Source organism: Desulfonatronovibrio magnus (assembly GCF_000934755.1).
GTDB classification, from domain to species: domain Bacteria; phylum Desulfobacterota; class Desulfovibrionia; order Desulfovibrionales; family Desulfonatronovibrionaceae; genus Desulfonatronovibrio; species Desulfonatronovibrio magnus.
In genome coordinates this window covers 1-21082 of the sequence record NZ_JYNP01000074.1, presented here as the reverse complement: position 1 = coordinate 21082, position 21082 = coordinate 1, and the positions used below count along the sequence as shown (strand labels likewise).

Below are 21082 nucleotides of genomic sequence, written 5' to 3'. Positions count from 1 at the left end.
AAGTACATACACTAATAGGAATGTGACAAGACACAAACAAAAGCCCGGTTACAGGACCGGGCTTTGTTAAAAAGTAACAGGAGCATTACGCGTTTCTGACAACTGAAAAATTGATCTATCCATACGCCAAAATAATCGCCTATGACTCTGAGGGGAAAAACCTTGGTCAATTCTGGGATGGAACAGAAAACAATGGAAACCAAAATGATGTGTGAAAAAGGCTGGAGATACTGTGGACAAAATGATTCAATAGTTGCAGAGTCTTGATTACTCAATCACATTGAAAAAGTGTTTGGTTCAGAGGAATGATCAGAATTTTTAGCTTATGATAATTGTGAAGACTGACAAAAGAAAGCTTGACAATTCAGGCAGTTTTGGACTTCTGTAAATGTATGCACGTAGTCTTGACTCGATCATGTCATCTCTTCCTTATCCCGAAAAGAGTGGACATTGACACCCGATACGTTTCAAGGTACATTTAAGTCATGATTCGAAGCTTCAGACACAAAGGTTTGGCCAAATTCTACAAAATCGGCAGCACCGCAGAGATTCAGGCCGCTCATTCAAAGAGGCTTCGGCTTATATTATGTCAGAGGATTTCTGGGTGAATATTCAACTGCTCTGGGATCTGTATTATGCAAAACAATCAGAGGAAGGAGAGCTGAGATTGATTAAGCCACATACTTCCACTGAATACTCTGTCAATATTTAGGCTCATACATTTGTCTTTGAGTTGGACCCCATCATGCAGGAAAAGACTTCGCTTAATCTATATGAGGAATTTCTCCATATAATCAGGTTGCTGAACAGGGAGAATATTTCCTATGCCTTATGCGGCGGCCTGGCCATGGCTGTCTATGATCTGGTTAGGGCAACTGTGGACATAGACCTGCTTATCCTGACCAAGGATCTGAGCAGGGCCATGCAGGCGGTAGAGGGCTTAGGGTTTGATATCAAGGCCCAGCCGATGGTTTTTGCCCAGGGAAAAGTATGCATTCACAGGGTAAGCAAAATTGATCCGGGCATGGATTATCCTTTGAGCATTGATTTTTTGCTGGTCAACGAAGATTTGGAGTGGGTCTGGCTGGACAGGAAAAGAATTGAAATGGAGGAAGATGTATGGGTGGTTTCTCAGCCTGGCCTCATCTGTCTGAAAGAAATGCGTGACAGCGCCCAGGATCAGGAAGATATCCGGCAATTAAGGAAAAGTAATGAAAAAAGTTGATATGACCCCTGAAAAGGTAACTCAGAGACTAAAGCTGGTATCTGAGATGCGCAGCCTGTGTCTGAAACTTTCACTATCCGGAAGAAAGTCCGGCCTGAAGTCTGCTGACTCCAGTTCCGGATTTCCCACCAAAGCTGACACCCCAAATGACAAGGCTCATTCAAACATCAGGACTCAACTAAATGATCAGGAATAAAAATCAGAGGCATTTTCTTCTGGCTTTTGCGATGGGATCATTACGCTTTTCTGTGTCCTTTCGGCAAAGCTGCGTAAGCGCAAAAAAATGAACGTGAGCTTCCGGGACTCTATCAAGTTTTTGTAGAGCTTGCTGTAACCCTTCGCTTAAGCTCTCAAAGCTTTCAGAAAAGCAAACCATACCTGTTTCCTAATTGGAATAGGTCAAAACAAAATAGTATATCAAATGATCAAAAGGCAGGCCAGCAATGGTCACTTCAAGCTCGCCCATATGAGTGAAGTCAGACTGACTCAGTTGACCTGGCTTGTGAACCTGAGGAAAATACACTTCCCTGGCTGGACCTTCTGTTGCCCGCCAGCCCTTGATCTTTCTCTGAAAGGTCCGAAGCTGGCCATCTGAAAAACGACCAGGATACTGCCTTTGTAAGTGCTCAAACAAAGTCTTTGCTTCGAGACCAGGATTGATCTCTAAAAAGGCCGTAACTATTGGCCACTCCTTGATAAACGAATCGCTGCGGGTACGCCAGTCCCGTTTCCCTTCAGCCTGCAACTCACTTGGCAGTTTGTCCAGATCCCTATACTTACGTGCACGTTTTACATCCATGCCACACTTTGCCGATGACTGCTCCATTGTCTTCCCCTGTCCTAAAAGTTTCATTAGTTTCCTCACTTGATTGTCTGTGATCATCCTGTACCTCCTGTTTGGAGTTCAAGGATAAACACTTGTTCATCAATAGGGAAAAATAATTGTCGTCAGGGGGGAATTATAATTGTCGCTCATCACCTCCTTTTAGGACTTAAAGTAGTGGTTTAAGTCTCAACCCCTCAAGTCGGGGCAATGTAAATATGAACCTGTCCATTATGCAGGGTAATCCAAAAGTCAGTTCCGTGAGATGAGGCTTCACCGATTGGTTGGACAAAAAATGGGTCAAGTTAAGGTGTAGACCTCGGAGTATTTTCAATGAGCTGCTTTTTCCATTTGGAAATTTGATTTGGATGAACTTTGTACAGGCTGGCCAGCTCAGCCATGGTCTTTTCTCCTTTGTATGCCTGCAGGGCTACCTGGGCTTTGAAAGAAGCGCTGTGTTTTTTTCGTTTGGACATTTTCCCTCCCGATTCCGGACTTGTGGATGTTCATAAAATACACCTTAACTCCTTGTCCAGTTTTTGGGGGGAACTTCACACTTTTTGAAATCCTCTACTGTCGAAATCATCTCGTTATACAACTTGCTCTTGATTCATCTTTGTGATAAAAATAACACGATTGCAAGTATGGAATAATCGCAAGTTCTGTTCCGCGTTGTCACATCCTTTCACGAACCAGCGTAATAATTATATTTCCTCGGAGCTCATTATGCAACTTTCCAAAAAGAACATTCAGCCCATCCCAACCATCTTTCCTGACCCTCACGACATTCTAATGAATGCCCCCATCGGTGTTTTCACATCAACCCCTGAAGGGCGTTATATCGACGTTAACTATACAAAATCCAGGATGCTTGGTTATGAAAGTCCTCAAGAGCTTATGTCTTGCATCACTGACATTGCCTCTCAGGTTTATGCAAATCCTGAAGACCGAATAGAGTTCATGCGTCTTATGGAAAAACACGGGGAGGTGGTTAACCTTGAATGCCGGTTCCAACGCAAGGATGGAACAGAGTTCTGGGTATCCAGAAATGTTCGTGCCCTAAGGGATGAGAAAGGTCATATTTTTGCTTATCAGGGGTTCAATATAGATGTTACTGAACAGAAAGAAGCTGAAAAGACTTTGAGCGAGAGTGAGGATCGCTTCAAGGCATTGCACAACGCTTCATTCGGGGGGATTTTTATTCATGACAAGGGGATTATCCTGGATTGCAACAGAGGTCTTAGTGAGATTACCGGATATGAATATGATGAACTTATCGGTATGGATGGTTTGCTTTTGATTTCTGAAAAATCACGCGAAAATGTAATGAGCAATATCCTTGCGGGTTATGAAAGACCCTATGAAGCATTCGGAGTTCGAAAAAATGGCCAGGAATATCCTCTGCGCCTTGAGGCGAGAAATATACCATATAAGGGTAAACAGGTCAGGGTAGTTGAATTTAGAGACATCACCGACCAGAAAAAGGCTGAACTTGAAGCACAGTACAATAGAGAGCTTCTTGAGCTCATTACTGACAACATGTTTGATCTGGTAGCTCTGACAGATCTAAATGGAAATTTTGAGTTTGCAGGAAAATCTCATTCAATGCTGGGATATGATCATGACTATCTCATAGGCAGAAACGTGCTTGAATTTGTCCATCCTGAGGATCAGCATAGAATAGCCAGTGAATTCAAAGATTTTGTTCAATCAAAAGATGATGGTCGAAAGACTGAATTCCGCTATAGATGCCGGGATGGTACCTATTTATGGCTTGAGACCATTGGCAAAACTGTCCAGCAAACAGACTTTCATCCTGGCAAATTGCTATTCAGTTCACGAGATATAACAAGCAGAAAGCAAAAAGAGGAAGAGCTTAGAAAAAGCAGGCAGGCTCTTGATAAGCAGATACGTCTGCTTAATGGCTTTCTGGAGAATGCCCCTGACATATTAAGTATCAAAAGGCCTGATCTCACAGTTATCAGGTACAACAAAGCAGGATATGAATTCCTGGGAAAAAGCCCTGAAGACGTCCATGGAAACAAGTGTTACGAACTTCTTGGCAGGCAAACAAATTGTGATAACTGCGCCAGTATAGATGCCATAAGGACTAAAAAGCCAGTATTTCGAGAAAAGTATGTTTCTGAGCTGGATACCTATTTCAGTTGCAGAGCTAACCCGGTCATTTCTGAAAATGGCAATATCGAATATATTGTAGAAATAATCAGAGATATTACCGAACGGAAAAGAACTGAAGAAATGCAGAGAATCTTTTTCCAGATGCTGCAAAATTCAGAGCATATAGCGGTATTTAAGGATCCTTCGCTGAAATACGTTCTGATAAACAATGCCTACACGAAGTTAACCGGTCATACCTTGCCACAAGTAATTGGCAAGACAGATAAGGAACTGTTTCAGGGAATTTCAACTCCTGAGCAGATCCAAGAGTATATGGAGAATGACAGGAAAGCCCTTGAGCTGTCTCCAGGAAGATCAATTACCGTTGAAGAGTCCTCATTAGATGAGAAAGGAGAGACAAGAACCTTCATTACAAAAAAATTTCCTGTCCATGATGAGCATAGATTACTTCTTGGGGTAGGAACAATAACTTTTGAGATCACAGACCGTAAGCAGACCGAGTTGGCCCTGTCCAAAAGCCAGAAAATCATGGCTCAAGCAGAGGAATTGACTGGCTTGGGAAGCTGGGAGTGGAACATAAACGACGATAGCTGGGTTTTGTCAGATAACTGGAAAAGAATTCATGGAGTTGCTGATATTCAGCTAACGACGCCTCAGCTTCTCCCAATCGCACATCCTGATGACAAAATTGCCATTGAAGATGCTTTTGCCAGGGCGATGGAAAATGGCGAGCCTTATGATATAGAGCACCGTATTATCCGTCAGGATACAGGGGATGTAAGGTATGTCCATGCCAGAGGAATGGTTGAGATGGATGATAACGGCAAACCTGAATTTATGATCGGTGCAGTTCAGGATATTACTAAACTAAAACAAGCTCAAAATTTACTTGTTGAAAGTGAAGCACGATTCAGATCTCTTTTTGAAAATTCTCCTATTGCGTATCAATCTCTAAATGAAGATGGTCAATATATTGATGTAAATGATAGATTATGTGAATTGCTTGGTTACGAGCGCTTTGAGATTTTGGGTAGGGATTTTGGTGAGTTATGGTCGAAGCGGACCAGATATATCTATCCTGAAACATTTGAGGAATTCAAATATACCGGGTGTGTCAAAGGAGAGTTGGAGCTGATCCATAAAAGCGGCTCCCCGTTTTTTGTCTTGCTTGAGGGTAGAACCCAACGTGATTCTGAAGGAAAATTCATAAGAACTCATTGTATTTTGTCTGACATAACAGAACGAAAAAAGGCCGAAGAGGAAATTAAGAACATCAACCAGCAGCTTGAAAAGGTAAACGCTGAAAAGGACAAGCTATTTTCCATTATTGCCCATGATCTCAAATCCCCTATTTCCGGTATATACAGCACATCGCAAATCCTTGCCCAGGAAGCAGGATCCATTTCCCAGGAAGATATCAGTCTCATATCAGCTGAAATGCTGAAGAGTTCGAAAAACGCACTGGAACTTCTTAATGACTTGATGCAATGGGCACGTATGAGCCAGGGAGGCATGAATTTCAGCCCTGAAAAATGCAATCTTCATGAAATTATTATCCAAATTCTAAGTACTGCCAGAGATTTGGCTGAAAAGAAGGGGATTTTTATTAAATACGATATCCCCCAGGATATTTTAGTGCTGGCTGATCAGCCAATGTTGAGCACCATAGTTCGTAATCTGGTCTTCAATGCAGTCAAGTTTACAAATCCTGGTGGCAATATATCTGTAACCGCAAGGAAGGCTGGATCAGATGTTGAAGTCTGTGTCCAAGATGACGGAATAGGTATGAATGAAGCTATTCTATCTTCGGTTTTTTCTGTTGATAAAAGCAAAAGACAATATGGAACAGACGGGGAAAAAGGCACAGGTCTGGGGCTTATCCTTTGCAAAGAGTTTGTGGAGAAGCATGGTGGTAAAATCTGGGTTGAAAGTGAGCCTGGCAAAGGAACAAGCGTATATCTCATCTTGCCGAGCAAGTCAGGTCAAAAATGACATAGATAATCACTATAGAATCAAATCACGCATGAGATTAAAAGTAATCCGATATATTTTTATTTTGCCATAGGTTTGGTTGATCGGCTTTATATCTAAGGAGATATTAATGACAAGCACAGACAAATTATATGAAGCTCCTTTTACGGACAGGCATGCCTTCCGTTCCATCCTTATAGCAGATGATGACCCTGAATATATATTGATCATTGAAAAGATCCTGACTTCTGCCGGTTACAGGGTTCTCAGAGCTGAAACGGGCTTTGAATGTTTAGAGCTGATTCCCGTAAAGAAACCTGATCTGGTATTGCTGGATGTCAATCTTCCAGATGCCAGCGGCTTTGATATTTGCATGCAGGTCAAGGCTGATCCGGATATTGCAGATACTCATATCCTTTTTTTGTCCGGGGTAAAGACCAGTCCTGAAGATCAGGCCCAAGGTCTGCGAGCCGGTGCTGACGGATATTTAACAAAACCGGTCCATAAAGAACTGTTACTTGCCCGAATAGAAGCTGTAATGCGCATTGTTCAGGCTGAGGAAAAGTTGAGGCAAAGTGAGCAAAGACTTGTTGCTGCGCAGAGAATGGCAAAAATTGGGGACTTTATCTGGGATATGGAAGTTAGGGAAGTAAGCTGGTCTGATGCTATGTGTGATTTTTTGCAGTACGAAAAGTCTGAAATCAGCGATCCGGCTTCTCATAAAAAGATTTTTCACCCGGAAGATATGGAATCAATATTCCATTGGTTTAATGAGTGTATCACATCCGGAAGCCGAGAACTAAGACCTGAAGTATTCAGGATTATCCGCAAGGATGGAAAGGTTTTATCCGTAAGGACCACAGGCATTATACAGTACAGACAGAGTAAAGCTCCCCTGGTTTTTGCTACAGTCCAGGATATATCAGAATACAGGCAACTTGAAGATACACTGAAGCAAAACGAAGAACGCTTTCAAAAAATGTTGTCCATGCTTCCGGATATGATTTCTATACATGATTCGGACATGAACATTATCTACAGCAACTGGCAGGGTTTTGCAGCCGTTCCCCCGGAAAAAAGGAAGCTAAATACCAAATGTTACCGCACATACAGGGGCTATGATGATATATGTCCTGACTGTAAAGCCGCATCTGTGCTTAAGACCAAAAAAGCATTTCGTGCTGAGGCTGAACTGCCTGACGGTACATGGGTTGATGTGCGGGTAATACCTTTGTTGGATCAAGCTAATAATGTTGAGTTTTTTCTGGAGTGGGTAAGGGACATAACCGAGCAGAAGCAAGCTGAGCAATCTTTGCAGGCAGCAATGCAGGAAGCTGAAGAAGGCAGACAAACTTTTGAGGCATTGATGAAGTATATCCCGCTGGGTATAACCATTGCTGACTCTGACATGAGATTGCAGCAGGTCAGTCGTCATGGCCTGGAGATGATGGGCTGGCCCTTGGAAAGACACATTGGTTTGTCGGTGGAGCAGATTCTGGACGAATGGGAGGTTTACCTGTCTGATGGCGTGACAAAGGCAAAGACAGAGGAGTTACCTTTGCCAAAGGCTGTTATGGACGGAGAAACCGTTTTGGGGCAGGAGATTGTGCAGCGTCATGCGGATGGCCGGGTTATTCCACTGATTTGCGATGCAGGTCCAATCCTTGACGCAGATAATCGAATCACTGGTGGTATAGTTGCCTGGCAGGATATCACAGAACGTAAACGCATCCAGGAGGCACTTCAAGAAAGTGAGGCCAAGGTTCGCAGAAAGCTTGCCGCAATACTTCAGCCGGAAGGTTATATTGGGACGCTTGAATTGAGCGATATCCTGGATGTAAAGAGTGTGCAGGCCTTCATGGAAGAATTCTATGCCTTAACAAATATAGGTGTTGCTATTATTGACCTAAGGGGTAACATTCTTGTTTCCACAGGCTGGCAGGACATATGCACAAAATTTCATCGTGTGAATCCTGAAACCCGCCGAAACTGTCTGGAAAGCGACTTGATCCTTTCCAAAGGAATAACTCCCGGTGAATACAAGCTCTATAAATGCAAGAACAACATGTGGGATGTTGCTACCCCTATTGTAGTGGGCGACAACCACTTGGGCAACTTGTTTATCGGACAGTTTTTTTTCAAGGAAGAAGAACTGGACGAGGATTTTTTTCGAGCCCAGGCCAGGAAGTACGGATTTGATGAGGATAAGTACATCAATGCCCTTTATAAAGTCCCACGCTGGTCCCGAAAAACTGTGGACTTGGTAACGCAGTTTTATACACGCTTTGCCTCTCTTATTGCCAAACTTAGCTTGAGCAATCTCCAACTGGCAAGAAGTTTAAATACAGAACAAAAGGCCAAGGAGCAGGCCGAATCCGCCAACCAAGCCAAGTCCGAATTCCTGGCCAATATGAGCCATGAGATTCGCACACCTTTGAACGGAATAATGGGCATGATGCAGTTGTTATCATCAACAGGCCTTAAGCAGGATCAGGAGGAGCTGGTCAATTTGGGGAATATTTCAGCCAGGAGGCTGACTCAACTTTTATCCGATATCCTTGATCTTTCCAGTATTGATGCCGGCAAAATGATAATCCGGGAAAATGAAATCAACCTTAAAAGTATTTGTGACTCTTTGAATGATCTCTTTGTAATTCCAGCCAGTGAGAAAGAGCTCTCTTTGGATTTTTTTATTGATTATTCGCTCCCAGAAACGCTCATCGGAGACGACACAAGGGTGCAGCAGGTTCTTTTCAACCTTGTGGGCAATGCAGTTAAATTTACTGACAGCGGGAGTGTAAGCGTGAATATATCTCCAGCATCACAGTCTGATAATGACCATAAGCGTATTTTATTCTCCATTACTGACACTGGTACGGGCATCCCTGAAGACAAGTTAGACAAGCTGTTTCAGCCTTTTTCCCAGGTAGATGGCACTATGACCAGGCAGTATCAAGGTGCTGGTCTTGGTTTGGTCATAGTTCGACGGCTGGTGAGCATAATGAACGGAAACATCTCTGTGGAAAGCGAGCCAGGCCAGGGAACAACTGTACATGTGGCATTGCCCTTCAAAATGTTAAAAAAGGAAAATTTTCAGATTGCCGAGAAAACAAATCAATCATTTAGAAAAGCAGGCAGTCTAAATATCCTCCTGGCTGAAGATGATCCGCTGAACCAGGTATTTATCAAAAGAATACTTGAAAAAGACGGACAAACAGTGACCCTGGCCAAGAACGGCAAGGAAGCTGTGGATATGTTGCAGGAAAAGGAATTCGACTGCATCCTTATGGACATTCAAATGCCGGTCATGACCGGGGTGGAGGCAACAAAGGCAATCCGAGAGTCAACTACCATAGGCCCAAAGAAAGATATTCCCATTATCGCAGTAACCGCCCATACCCAGCCCGGTGACAGGGAAAGGTTCCTGGAGTCCGGGATGGATGATTATATAGGAAAACCTGTTAATCTGGAGGACTTTCACAGGGTATTCAGCAAGTTCTTTGGAGAGGAAAAAATACAGACTTGATTTTTGCAATCCGGCTATCTTGCTGGGGTAGTTCTGGCTATGATTTCTGAACACTGTGAAGACAAGGCTTGACAATTTAGGCAGATTTGGACTTCTGTAAATGAATGCACGTAGGCTTCAATAAACTTAAATCATGTATATCATGTCGGTTGGAATAATACTTGGATATTTTGTAACAACTTGTTAGCTAAATCAGAGAGGAAGTATGCCCATAATAATCAGAACAGCTTTCAATAATCAGGAATGGTGCGGTCATTGCCAACACGCAGACCGGGACAGAAGGCTATTTCAGTGCAAAAACGATGTTGTGAAGACTGGGTATAAAATCAATAAAAAAGGGGTATGCCAAGCTACATGTTGGGAATCTACATTATGCACGGAATATTGGTGGAAAAGTGCTGTAGGCGAATTCAGCGAACGAGCCGAAGGAAAAGCATATTTTGTTTATAGAGACACCGATAGTACATTAGTATTATGGGGTCGTTCAACAATTACAGAAAGAGACGGTAGCTATCTTTATTTCAAAAAGTTCAAACCACTAAATGAGAAAAAGGCAATAAAAGGCCTTACCTATAAGGAACTTGAAAGTATTGGTGTGCCAGGCTGGGGAGCTGGAACATTTAGATACATTAGTGAGGAAACAGCAGATTTGCTGGATATAATTATTAAAGAAGGGAGCTACTATTTCGACGACCCAGCAGAACCTTTTTCTGATATCGAAGGCAGAAGAAATCTAAAAAAACATTTGAAACTAGAAAGGTCTTCGCGCTTAGTTAAAGAGTTCAAAGCATCGCTATCTAGTTACAAGTGTGAAGTATGCGGATTTGATTTTGGTGAAAAATATGGGCATCTTGGTTATGGATTTATTGAGGCGCATCATAACAAACCACTTGCATCATTAAAAAAGCAAACAATAACGACCATTAACGATTTGTCAGCGTTGTGTTCAAACTGCCATAGAATGCTACATAGAAGTAATCCGCCAATTAGCATCAAAGAGTTGGCAAAGTTAATGAAAGAAAATAGCTAACAAAACCATCCAGCGGACGCGCCAAAGGCGCGCGCCGCTGATGGTTGGCGTTAGCCAAAGATAAAATGAGAACCAGCATACTGAAAAATGTCCGAACAGCATTAAGAGAACACGCTGTTCCATCAGATGCCGTAGTGTTGCAGCGTTTTTTCAAAACCGGTCCAGGAGAATATGGTGAAGGCGACAGGTTTCTCGGCATTCGTGTTCCGGCGACACGTCGTATTGCTCGCAAATATCAAGACCTACCCACAACCGATGTTTTAGCCCTGATCCAATCGGAGATTCATGAAGAAAGGCTCCTTGCATTGATAATCCTTGCTCAGAAATTCAAGAAAGGTACCCCCGACGAACAGACAGAGATTTATCGATTATACATGGGTCAAACTCGGCACATTAATAACTGGGATCTTGTTGATACATCTGCCGAGCACATTGTCGGTGCTTATCTGGAACATAGATCACGCAAGCCATTATACACACTTGCACACTCAGCATCCATATGGGAGCGCCGCATTGCGATCATGTCCACATTTCATTTTATCAAGAATGATGAGTATGATGAAACCCTCAAAGTCGCCGAAATGTTTGTTTCCGACAAAGAAGACTTAATTCATAAAGCGGTCGGATGGATGTTGAGAGAGGTCGGCAAGCGAGACAAGAATACGGAAGAAGCTTTTTTGAAGAAACACTATCGAAACATGCCTCGCACCATGTTGAGATACGCGATTGAGAAATTCCCAGAGGATACTCGCCAGCAGTATCTGAAGGGCACACTGAAATAATGGATAGCTAACAAGAGGCTATAGTGGGTATCTTCGCTAACGCGCCGAACCCACAGCCTTAACGTTATACAAACCTCCGGCTTTCTGGGGTAGTCCAGCCCCCTGAATTTTGAAGACTACCTGCCTCCCGGAGCTGCTGAGCCAGCTGTTCATGCTCCGGGTTTAGGCAGGATATCTGGCCATGCAGCTGCCATTATTCCCACTCCAGTCACAATATATTTCTTGTAACTTCCCCCCAAGGCAGTGTAATGTCCAGTTAAGGGCAGAACTCTGGCCTGTCTCGCAAGTCAACACCCTGGACACAAGCTAAAGTGCCAACTACTGCCAACCATGTTGGCGCAAACTTAAGAGTCAGTTCTGTTGGCAATGTTGACAATATGCTGTTATTTAATGGCTTTATTGTGTGGCATAGATAGTGCTTAATAATTGAGAAATATCAACACTCAACCACGGAGGGTTGTTATGAAAAAATGGAGTGTGAAGATATCAGGAATCGCAGTAATGGCAGGACTTTTTTGTCTTATGGCCATGGGGACAGCTGAGGCTTATGACCAAGATGATCTTGATAGATTGCTGTATACGAATCTCTGCTTTGGATGCAACCTGGAAGGGGCTTCCTTGGCCAAGGCCAATCTGAGAGGGGCCACCCTGCTCAGGACTAATCTGAGAGGGGCCAACCTGATCGGGGCCGACCTGAGCCGGGCCTTCCTGAGCAAGGCCAACCTGAGAGGGGCCGATTTGGGGGGGGCCGATCTGAGGGAGGCAGATCTGGTCGAGGCCGATCTGTTCGGGGCCAACCTGAGAGGGGCCGATCTGTTCGGGGCCAACCTGAGAGGGGCCGATCTGAGGGAGGCCGATCTGTCCGGGGCCAGCCTGTCCGCGGCCAAACTGACCGGAGCCGACCTGTCGGGTTCCACCTGGACCGACGGCAGGAGATGCGCTGGGGGCTCAATTGGTCGGTGCTGGTGACGTTCTGAACATTCAACAACACACGGAGAAAGAACATGCTAAGTATTGTCAGAATGACCATTGTGACCCTGGTCTTTATGCTCTGCCTGACCGGACTGGTCATGTCCGACGAAGCCCAGGCCCAGCGGTTAGTGGACAATGGGAACGGGACGGTGACGGACAATGGCAGAGGCCTGATGTGGCAGAAGACAACTGTCGTACGCATGAACTGGGATGATGCCATGAGCTATGCTTCCAGCCTTGCGATGGGCGGGCATACTGGATGGCGGTTGCCAACAATGTTTGAATTAGCGGAACTGTATCATTCGGATTGCAAAAATTTAATGGACGTGCAAAATAGACTTTACTGGTCCTCTACTACCGACCCCTTCTATACAAACACGGCATGGCTCGTCTACTTCTACAACGGCTACTTTTACAGCTACTTTAAGTACAATACCTACTATGTACGTGCCGTGCGCTGGGCACAGTGAGGGTGACTTGGTTATTCGGATCAATTGTTCCCTCAAGTCTCTTTTTAAGAGTAAGAAATGAAAAAACTATTTCTGACCACCATCCTGGCCCTGGCCTTACTGTTCATGGCAACGCCCAACCTTCACGCCGTCACTGGCACTTACATTGATTGCATCCACGGCTGCCCCGACCTGATTGACTGCAACAACTGCTGCAACGAAACGTTCAGGAGCATCCTGTGGGCCTGCGACGAGAAACGGGACCAATGCGAGGCTCTGTGCCCGCCGGGCGTCATGTATTGTCTTGACGCTTGCGTGATGACCAGAAACGATTGCCTGGGGCACTGACAGTTGCCCACACATAACCCCATTTTCAAGGACCTCTTTTCATATTTTGCATCAAAATTCGATAAACAATGAAGCCGCCATGGAGAAGCAAAAGCGCCCGCCAGAGGCTGGTGGTTCCGGGTTTTCCGTCGCTTTTTCGAACTAGATGGCCGTCCATGAACCCATCGTAAGAACAGCTTCACGTAGTGTCGGCTCTTGCTCTGATGGCTACAAAGGTGTCTTTGCAGTCGCATACACATAGATACTGGCTACTATTAATTTACAATTCCCCAAGCCATCTGTGCCAATCATTATTTTTGCCATTTTATTTTCAGCAATTATTTCCCAGCATAGAAATTAAAAAAATGGCCGTAAATATTGAACTTTAAGTCATTTTTTTCAAAAATACCAAAAACAACCTTTATGGTTGTTTACAAATATTTGTGAATATGGTAACAAAGTAATTGATTAATGTCCACTAAAATGATGATAGTTGATTGGTGCTCAATTGATATTTATCCGGTGTTATGCACTATTCTCAAAGGTAAGGAGTAGAGAAATGACTTGTGGAAAGAACTTAGCCCATGGTCTAAATTGTGATGTTATCCTGCCAGCTTCACTTACGGAGCACTTTCGAAATAATCCTGCACCCTTCTTCATCTCTAACACTAAAGGGCAATTCTTCTTTGCGAGGAATTCTTTTGCCCGTATGCTCAGTTATCCTTCTTCGGACTACATTATACCCTTGCTCTTATTTTTTCGTAGAAACCATGTCCTTATGTGGAGTTGATTATGACCAGACATTCCAAAAAAAATATGTCTAACCAAATCATCTTTCAAAATCCTCAAGACATTTTGATGAACGCTCCAGTTGGTTTTTTTACTACCACACCAGATGGTCGTTACCTGTCAGTTAACAATACCCTTGCCCAGATGCATGGTTATGATTCTCCCCGCCATTTGATGGATTCCGTATTCGACATTGCCGCTCAAATCTATGTAGACCCTGCTGACCAGGATAATCTTAAACGCTTGCTGGAGAAATACGGCAAAGTCACAAACTTTGAGTGTAGACTAAGCCATAGAAGCGGCAGGCATTTCTGGGTGTCTGAAAATATCAATGTGATAAAAGATGAAGACGGAAATACCCTCGGCTACCAGGGCTTTAATCAGGACATCACTGAGCGCAAGCAGGCTGAAGAGGCTCTCAGTCAGGCCCAAAAAAGGCTTCAGTCCGTTATCGACAGTATGAGTGAGGGGCTTTATATCATGGACAGGGAGGGCAGAATTGTCTTTTCCAACCCGACAGTCGCATCGATTCTGGGGTATAGTCAGGAAGAGCTGCTGGGCAGCGAGGCCCATGACCTGTTTCACTATCACTTTGATGAAGAAGGATATAGAAGTACCCTTGAAGAGTGTCCCTTTTTCCGCAAGGTAAGCAGGGGAGAGGAGTATAGAGCTGAGGAATACTTTCAGCAAAAAGACGGCCAGGTATTTCCAGTGGAGGTTTTTGCTGCTCCCATGCAGGAAGATGAACAGGGAGGTATGTCGGTTGTGGTGTTCAGCGATATAACCCAGCGCATGCAGACGGAACAGGCGCTTCGTGAGAGCGAGGAACATTTCCGAACGTTGTTCAAGGATACCCCTGTCTCCATGATCATCCAGGAACCGGACAGCGGCGAGATCATCGATGCCAATCCCGTGGCTTGGCTCCAGTACGGTCTCTCATCCTTAGACGAACTCAAAAACCATGAGTTCTGGCTGGAACCCCCTTACTCACTTGCCGATGCCCAGGCCTGGATGCGCAAGGCCGACCAGGAAGGAACCCAGCAGTTCGAGTGGTGTAGCCGGAAGAAAAACGGCAATCTGCTTTGGGAGCAGGTGCAGTTAACCCCGATTGCATTCCTGGGCCAAACAGCAATCCTGGTTACAGGCATCGACATCACCACGCGCAAGCAGGCCGAGGATGAGTTGATGTTTCGAAATGTCTTGATGAAAACTCAACTGGAAACTTCACCGGACGGTATTCTTGTTGTTGATGAGAATGATAAAATTATATTTTTCAATCAGCATTTTGCCGACATTTGGGGGATACCTGATAGAGTTATGGCTTTGCAGTCAGGAAAAATAGCATTGGAATATGTCCTTCCTCAACTTACCAATTCAGATGAATTTGTTAGGCGGATTCAGGATCTTAATGAAAACAGACAGGAAAAAAGTTTCGAAGAAATTGCCTTAACAGATGGAAAAATACTTGAACGCTATTCATCACCCATGTTTGGTTCTAATGATGAATATTATGGCAGAATCTGGTATTACCGAAACATTACGGACCGCAAAAAGATCGAGTTGGCCCTGTCCAAAAGCCAAAAAATCATGGCTCAAGCAGAGAAATTGGCTGGCTTGGGAAGCTGGGAATGGGATACCAAAAACGATACATGGCTTTTGTCAGACAACTGGAAAAGAATTCATGGATATAACCAGACCCAGCTAACCACATCTGAGCTGTTTACAATAGGACACCCTGAAGACATACCTGCAATTAAAAAGGCTATTGCCGGGGCGATAGAGAAAGATGAACCGTATGACATTGAATTCCGCATTATCCGTCAGGATACAGGCGAGGTCAGATATATTCATACCATGGGAAAGGTTGAGTATGAAGGTACTGGCCAACCAAAGGTCCTGACTGGTGCAGCCCAGGACATAACCGACCGGAAAAAGGCCGAAGAGGAAATTAAGAACATCAACCAGCAGCTTGAAAAGGTAAACGCTGAAAAGGACAAGCTATTTTCTATTATTTCCCATGATCTCAAATCCCCTATTTCCGGTATATACAGCACATCGCAACTCCTTGCCCAGGAAGCAGGATCCATTTCCCAGGAAGATATCAGTCTCATATCAGCTGAAATGCTGAAGAGTTCGAAAAACGCACTGGAACTTCTTAATGACTTGATGCAATGGGCACGTATGAGCCAGGGAGGCATGAATTTCAGCCCTGAAAAATGCAATCTTCATGAAATTATTATCCAAATTCTAAGTACTGCCAGAGATTTGGCTGAAAAGAAGGGGATTTTTATTAAGTACGATATCCCCCAGGATATTTTAGTGCTGGCTGATCAGCCAATGTTGAGCACCATAGTTCGTAATCTGGTCTTCAATGCAGTCAAGTTTACAAATCAAGGCGGTAATATTTCTATAACCGCAGAAAAGAAAGACTCAGATGTGGAAATCTGTGTCCAGGATGACGGAATAGGTATGAATGACATTGTACTTTCATCAATTTTTACTGTTGATAAAATTAAAAGGCAGCTTGGGACTGACGGGGAAAAAGGTACAGGCCTGGGGCTTATCCTGTGCAAAGAATTCGTGGAGAAGCATGGGGGTAAAATCTGGGTTGAAAGTGAGCCTGGCACAGGAACAAGGGTATATTTTACTTTGTCGCGATATCATTAATGGCGAGTTGATTAAACAAGCAAGGATAGTTGCCATATGAAATACTTTCCTGACGGAGTCTCTCTAAAAACTGGATTGGTAGTATTTTTCGCTTTTACCACAGTATTTGCTTGCGGCCTGGTGGCTCTGCTTTCATTTCATAATTCTCGCCAGGCCTTGGGTGTTATGTCCCAAGAGTTGCGTGGAGAAATCACCGGGCATATCAGCCAGCACGTACAGAACTATCTGACTGTTCCCCAGTTGATCAATAAGAACAATGCCCGGACCATTGGACTGGAAATGGGAGGTATTGCAGATCAGGAAACCCTGATTGCCCGTTTTGTTGATCAGGTGGAACTGTTTCCTACGATCACCAGCATATATTTCGGAAATAACCTGGGAGGCCTGGCCAACAGTGGCCGTGAACCTCTGGACGATTCCCGCTACATCATTGTTACGGACAGTTTCCAATCCGGAACTTTCCGCAAAATCTCCCTGGATTCCCACGCAAGCCCAGGCCGGGAACTGGCCGTTGTGCATGATTACGACGCCAGGACCAGACCCTGGTATGTCCTGGCACGGGACGAGGGCGGACCGGTCTACAGCGACATTTATATCGTTTTTACCGGGCACGATATGTCACTGGCTGTAAGCCGTCCTGTCTATGACAGGCAGGGAGAGTTTCTGGGGGTAGTCTCTGTGGACCTTTTCCTCTCTCATCTTTCCAATTTTCTCAAGGGGCTCAGCATCGGAAAATCTGGGCAGGCCTTTATCATGGAGCGTTCAGGGGATCTGGTGGCCTGTTCAAAAAGCCCAGTCCTTATTGTTGATGAGGACCCGTCCCTGAGTAGCAGGGTGCACGGGGTTGAGAGTGAAGATCCTGCTGTTCGAGGGGCTGTCAGAGCCTTAATGGACAGGTTTGATGATCTCGAATCAATCAGTGGAAAACACTATCTTGATTACGAAGTAAATGGGCAGAAATATTTATTGCAGACAACCTCGCTTAGAGTTGAACCCGGTATTGACTGGCTAATGGTGGTTTCCGTGCCTGAATCCGATTTCATGGCCGGGATCGTGACTCAAAACAGGATCACTATCTTGCTGACCTCGGGCGTCCTGGCCCTGATTCTTTTAATCGGGACATTTATGGCCAGGGGAATTACCAGACCCGTCAGCCTGCTGGATGAGGCATCACGCAACTTGGCCTCAGGTTCGCTGTCAGAGAAAATTCCAGAACGATCCTGGTTTTTGGAAGTCCGCAACCTGACCAGGTCCTTCAACCAGATGTCTGAAAAACTTTTTGATACCATTGACAAGCTCAATAACGAATTAAAAGAACACAGGCAGACCGGGATGGCGCTCAGGGAAAGTGAGGAACGCTACCGGGAACTGGTGGAGAATGCCAACAGCATTATCCTGCGTATGGACAAGAATGGAGTGGTCACCTTCTTCAACGAGTTTGCTCAACGCTTTTTTGGATACAAGCATAATGAGATCATTGGCCGTAACGTGATAGGAACGATAGTTCCTGTGGCAGATGCCTCCGGCAAGGACCTCCGAAGCATGATCGTTGAAATAGGGCAGCATCCAGAGCTATTTGAAAGCAATGAAAACGAGAATATGCTCAAGGACGGTTCAAGAGTCTGGATTACCTGGACGAACAAAGCCCTGCTGGACGCTTCGGGCAATGTCAGGGAGGTCCTGTGTGTGGGCAAGGATGTCACAGAATTCAGACAGGCCCAGAAAGCCCTGGAGGAAAGTGAGGAACGCTTTCGTGTTCTGTTCAGGGAAAACCCTGACCCGCTCTTTATATGGCGAATGGACGACAGCCTGTTTGATGTCAATGACGCCGCCTGCCGACTCCTCGGATACACCCGTGAGGAACTGCTGGGCATGAACCTGGCGGATATCCAGGCGCCATCTATTCAAGGCCGCCGAGGAACGATCATTGAGAAGGAAATACTTTTATCCACCTTTGAAAGTCTTGATCTGCACAAAAACGGCAGAGAAATACCTGTGGAGGTCATCACTGCACCTATCCGTCTGCATGGCGAAGCTTATGCTCTATCCGCAGCTCGCGATATTACTGATCGTAAGCTTGCTGAAACCGCCCTGGAAAAGGCCAAGAATGAAGCCGAAGCTGCCAACCGGGCCAAGAGCGAATTCCTGGCAAACATGAGCCATGAGATCCGCACCCCGCTGAACGGAATAATGGGCATGATGCAGCTATTATCAGCAACAGGGCTGAATTCCGAACAACAAGAACTGGTCAATCTGGGGAATATTTCAGCCAAGAGACTTACTCAACTTTTATCCGACATTTTGGACCTTTCCAGTATTGAAGCCGAAAAGATGATTATTCGGGAACATGAATTCAGCCTGAATGATATATGTTCTTCAATAAAAGACCTGTTTTTGATTCCTGCCAGAGACAAAGGAATAGACTATGACTGTTCTCTTGACTCTTCCCTTCCTGCAAAAATTATCGGCGACGATACAAGGCTGCAGCAGATCCTTTTCAACCTTGTGGGCAATGCTGTAAAATTTACTGAGGATGGCAGTGCCAGTCTCAGTATATCTCCAGTATCTCAATCTAATAGTGGTCATAATCGTATTTTATTTTCCATTACTGATACCGGTACAGGCATCTCTGAAGACAAGTTAGACAATTTATTTAAGCCATTTTCCCAGGCGGACGGCACAATGACCAGGCAGCATCAGGGTGCAGGTCTTGGCCTGGTCTTAGTTAACCGATTAGTGAATATGATGGGCGGAAACATTTCAATAGAAAGCGAACCCGGTGAAGGAACCACCGTGCACGTGGTTCTGCCCTTCAAGATACCTGAAAAGACACTTTCTCAGGATGTTCAGGCGACAGTTCAACCAGCCGGAAAATCAGGCGGTCTGCATATCCTTCTGGCTGAAGATGATTCCTTGAATCAGATATTCATCAAAAGAATGCTAGGGAAAGACGGACAAAAAGTGACCTTGGCCAACAATGGTAAGGAAGCTGTGGATATGCTTCATGAACAGACGTTCGACTGCATCCTTATGGACATTCAAATGCCGGTCATGACCGGGGTGGAGGCAACAAAGGCCATCCGGGAGTCAACTACCATAGGGGCAAAGAAAGATATTCCCATTATCGCAGTAACCGCCCATACCCAGCCCGGTGACAAGGAAAGATTCCTGGAGGCCGGGATGGATGATTATATAGGAAAACCTGTTAATCTGGAGGACTTTCACAGGGTATTCAGCAAGTTCTTTGGAGAGGAAAAAATACAGGCCTGATTTTGACAATCCGGCTATCTTTCTGTAGTAGTCCTGGCCCATGATTTCTGAAGACTGGCAAATCAAGTCTTGACAATTCAGGCAGATTTGGACTTTTGTCACTTAATGCACGTAGTCTTGACTCCATGTATCATAAGCCGGGCCACTCAAATCATCCTGTCAAAATACAGCTATGACTGCCTCCACCCCCACTCTAGTCACAATATACTTCTTGTAACTTCCCCATAAGTCAGTGTAATGTCCAGCTAAGGACAAAACCAATCCTCTCTTGCAATTCAACACCCTGGACCACAAGAAAAAGTGCCAACTGCTGCCAACCATGTTGGCGCAAACTTAAGAGTCAATCCTGTTGGCAATGCTGGTAATATACTGATATTTAATGGCTTTATTGTGTGGCATAGATAGTGCTTATTAATTGAGAATTATCAACACTCAACCACGGAGAAAGGTTATGAAAAAGTGGAGTGTGAAGTTTTTTAGCATTGTGGCTGTGGCTGCCTTGGTCTGCCTGTTGGGCATGGGGCAGGCCGGAGCTTATGACCTTGAAAAACTGCTGAATACGGGTTCGTGCAGTGCCTGCAACCTATCCGGAGCCAACCTTTCCGGGATCGACTTGAGAGGGGGCGACCTGTCCGGAGCCAACTTTTCCTCGGCCGACTTGATGGGTGCCGATCTGTCTGGAGCCAACCTTTCAGGGGCCAAACTGCTTAGGGCCAATCTCACAGGGGCCGATCTGACAGGAGCCGATCTGAGCGGAGCCAACCTTTCAGGAGCCAAACTGTTTACGGCCGATCTGAGAGGAGCCAATCTGACAGGGGCCGATTTGAGCAATGCCGATCTGAGGAGGGCCAAGTGGACCGACGGCAGGCGATGCGAAGGGGTGTCATTTGGTGAGTGCAACTGAGCGCTCTGAGCATTCGACAACACACAAAAGTGCCAACTGCTGCCAACCATGTTGGCGCAAACTTAAGAGTCAATCCTGTTGGCAATACTGGTAATATGCTGTTATTTAATGGCTTTATTGTGTGGCATAGATATTGGTCCCTGACCACTTACCAAAGGAGAAACTTATGCGAGTTTTCTGGAAATGCCTTCTGCTGGTCCTGGCTACG

General features: G+C 44.9%; 12 protein-coding genes and 2 pseudogenes. 12 read left to right on the top strand and 2 right to left on the bottom strand.

What is annotated here, in order from left to right:
• The first annotated feature begins 745 nt into the window (after positions 1–745).
• Both LZ23_RS08920 and LZ23_RS08915 read left to right on the top strand, forming a co-directional pair.
• Entirely contained in the window at positions 746–1225 is a 480-nt protein-coding gene (locus LZ23_RS08920; RefSeq protein ID WP_045213442.1) for a nucleotidyl transferase AbiEii/AbiGii toxin family protein, read from the top strand.
• A complete protein-coding gene (locus LZ23_RS08915) occupies positions 1212–1421 on the top strand; it encodes a hypothetical protein (protein WP_045213440.1) in 210 nt (69 codons plus the stop codon). The genes LZ23_RS08920 and LZ23_RS08915 overlap by 14 nt, the downstream gene beginning before the upstream one ends.
• A gap of 93 nt (positions 1422–1514) precedes the next feature.
• Here the strand turns inward: LZ23_RS08915 and LZ23_RS08910 are convergent.
• Positions 1515–2051 (bottom strand): annotated as a pseudogene (locus LZ23_RS08910) (IS21 family transposase); the annotation flags it as partial.
• 326 nt (positions 2052–2377) lie between these two features.
• Positions 2378–2524, bottom strand: a pseudogene (locus tag LZ23_RS23395) (transposase); the annotation flags it as partial.
• A 250-nt stretch (positions 2525–2774) separates the two neighbouring features.
• Here LZ23_RS23395 and LZ23_RS08900 point away from each other — a divergent pair.
• The 10 genes from LZ23_RS08900 (at position 2775) to LZ23_RS08850 (ending at position 20874) form a co-directional block, all read left to right on the top strand.
• A complete protein-coding gene (locus LZ23_RS08900; RefSeq protein ID WP_045213439.1) occupies positions 2775–6179 on the top strand; it encodes a PAS domain-containing sensor histidine kinase in 3405 nt (1134 codons plus the stop codon).
• Between the two features lie 109 nt (positions 6180–6288).
• The gene (locus tag LZ23_RS22505) at positions 6289–9684 is read left to right on the top strand and encodes a PocR ligand-binding domain-containing protein (RefSeq protein ID WP_052507255.1); all 3396 of its coding nucleotides are present in this window, start codon (positions 6289–6291) and stop codon (positions 9682–9684) included.
• Between the two features lie 205 nt (positions 9685–9889).
• Positions 9890–10714 (top strand): HNH endonuclease, encoded by an 825-nt coding sequence (locus tag LZ23_RS22500; RefSeq protein ID WP_052507254.1) that lies wholly within the window; start codon positions 9890–9892, stop codon positions 10712–10714.
• Positions 10715–10779: 65 nt separating this feature from the next.
• On the top strand, positions 10780–11496 hold the full coding sequence (locus LZ23_RS08885; RefSeq protein WP_052507257.1) for a DNA alkylation repair protein: 717 nt from the start codon (positions 10780–10782) through the stop codon (positions 11494–11496).
• A 462-nt stretch (positions 11497–11958) separates the two neighbouring features.
• Positions 11959–12465, top strand: coding sequence for a pentapeptide repeat-containing protein (locus LZ23_RS08880; protein WP_045213437.1), 507 nt, complete (start codon positions 11959–11961; stop codon positions 12463–12465).
• Between the two features lie 35 nt (positions 12466–12500).
• Positions 12501–12938, top strand: coding sequence for an Lcl C-terminal domain-containing protein (locus LZ23_RS08875; RefSeq protein ID WP_045213436.1), 438 nt, complete (start codon positions 12501–12503; stop codon positions 12936–12938).
• Between the two features lie 57 nt (positions 12939–12995).
• Entirely contained in the window at positions 12996–13265 is a 270-nt protein-coding gene (locus tag LZ23_RS23980) for a hypothetical protein (protein WP_157493162.1), read from the top strand.
• A gap of 771 nt (positions 13266–14036) precedes the next feature.
• A complete protein-coding gene (locus LZ23_RS08860) occupies positions 14037–16700 on the top strand; it encodes a PAS domain-containing sensor histidine kinase (protein WP_045213431.1) in 2664 nt (887 codons plus the stop codon).
• A 36-nt stretch (positions 16701–16736) separates the two neighbouring features.
• Positions 16737–19970 (top strand): PAS domain S-box protein, encoded by a 3234-nt coding sequence (locus LZ23_RS22495; RefSeq protein ID WP_052507253.1) that lies wholly within the window; start codon positions 16737–16739, stop codon positions 19968–19970.
• 451 nt (positions 19971–20421) lie between these two features.
• Positions 20422–20874, top strand: a complete 453-nt coding sequence (locus tag LZ23_RS08850) for a pentapeptide repeat-containing protein (protein WP_045213429.1) — start codon at positions 20422–20424, stop codon at positions 20872–20874.
• The last annotated feature ends 208 nt before the right edge of the window (positions 20875–21082 follow it).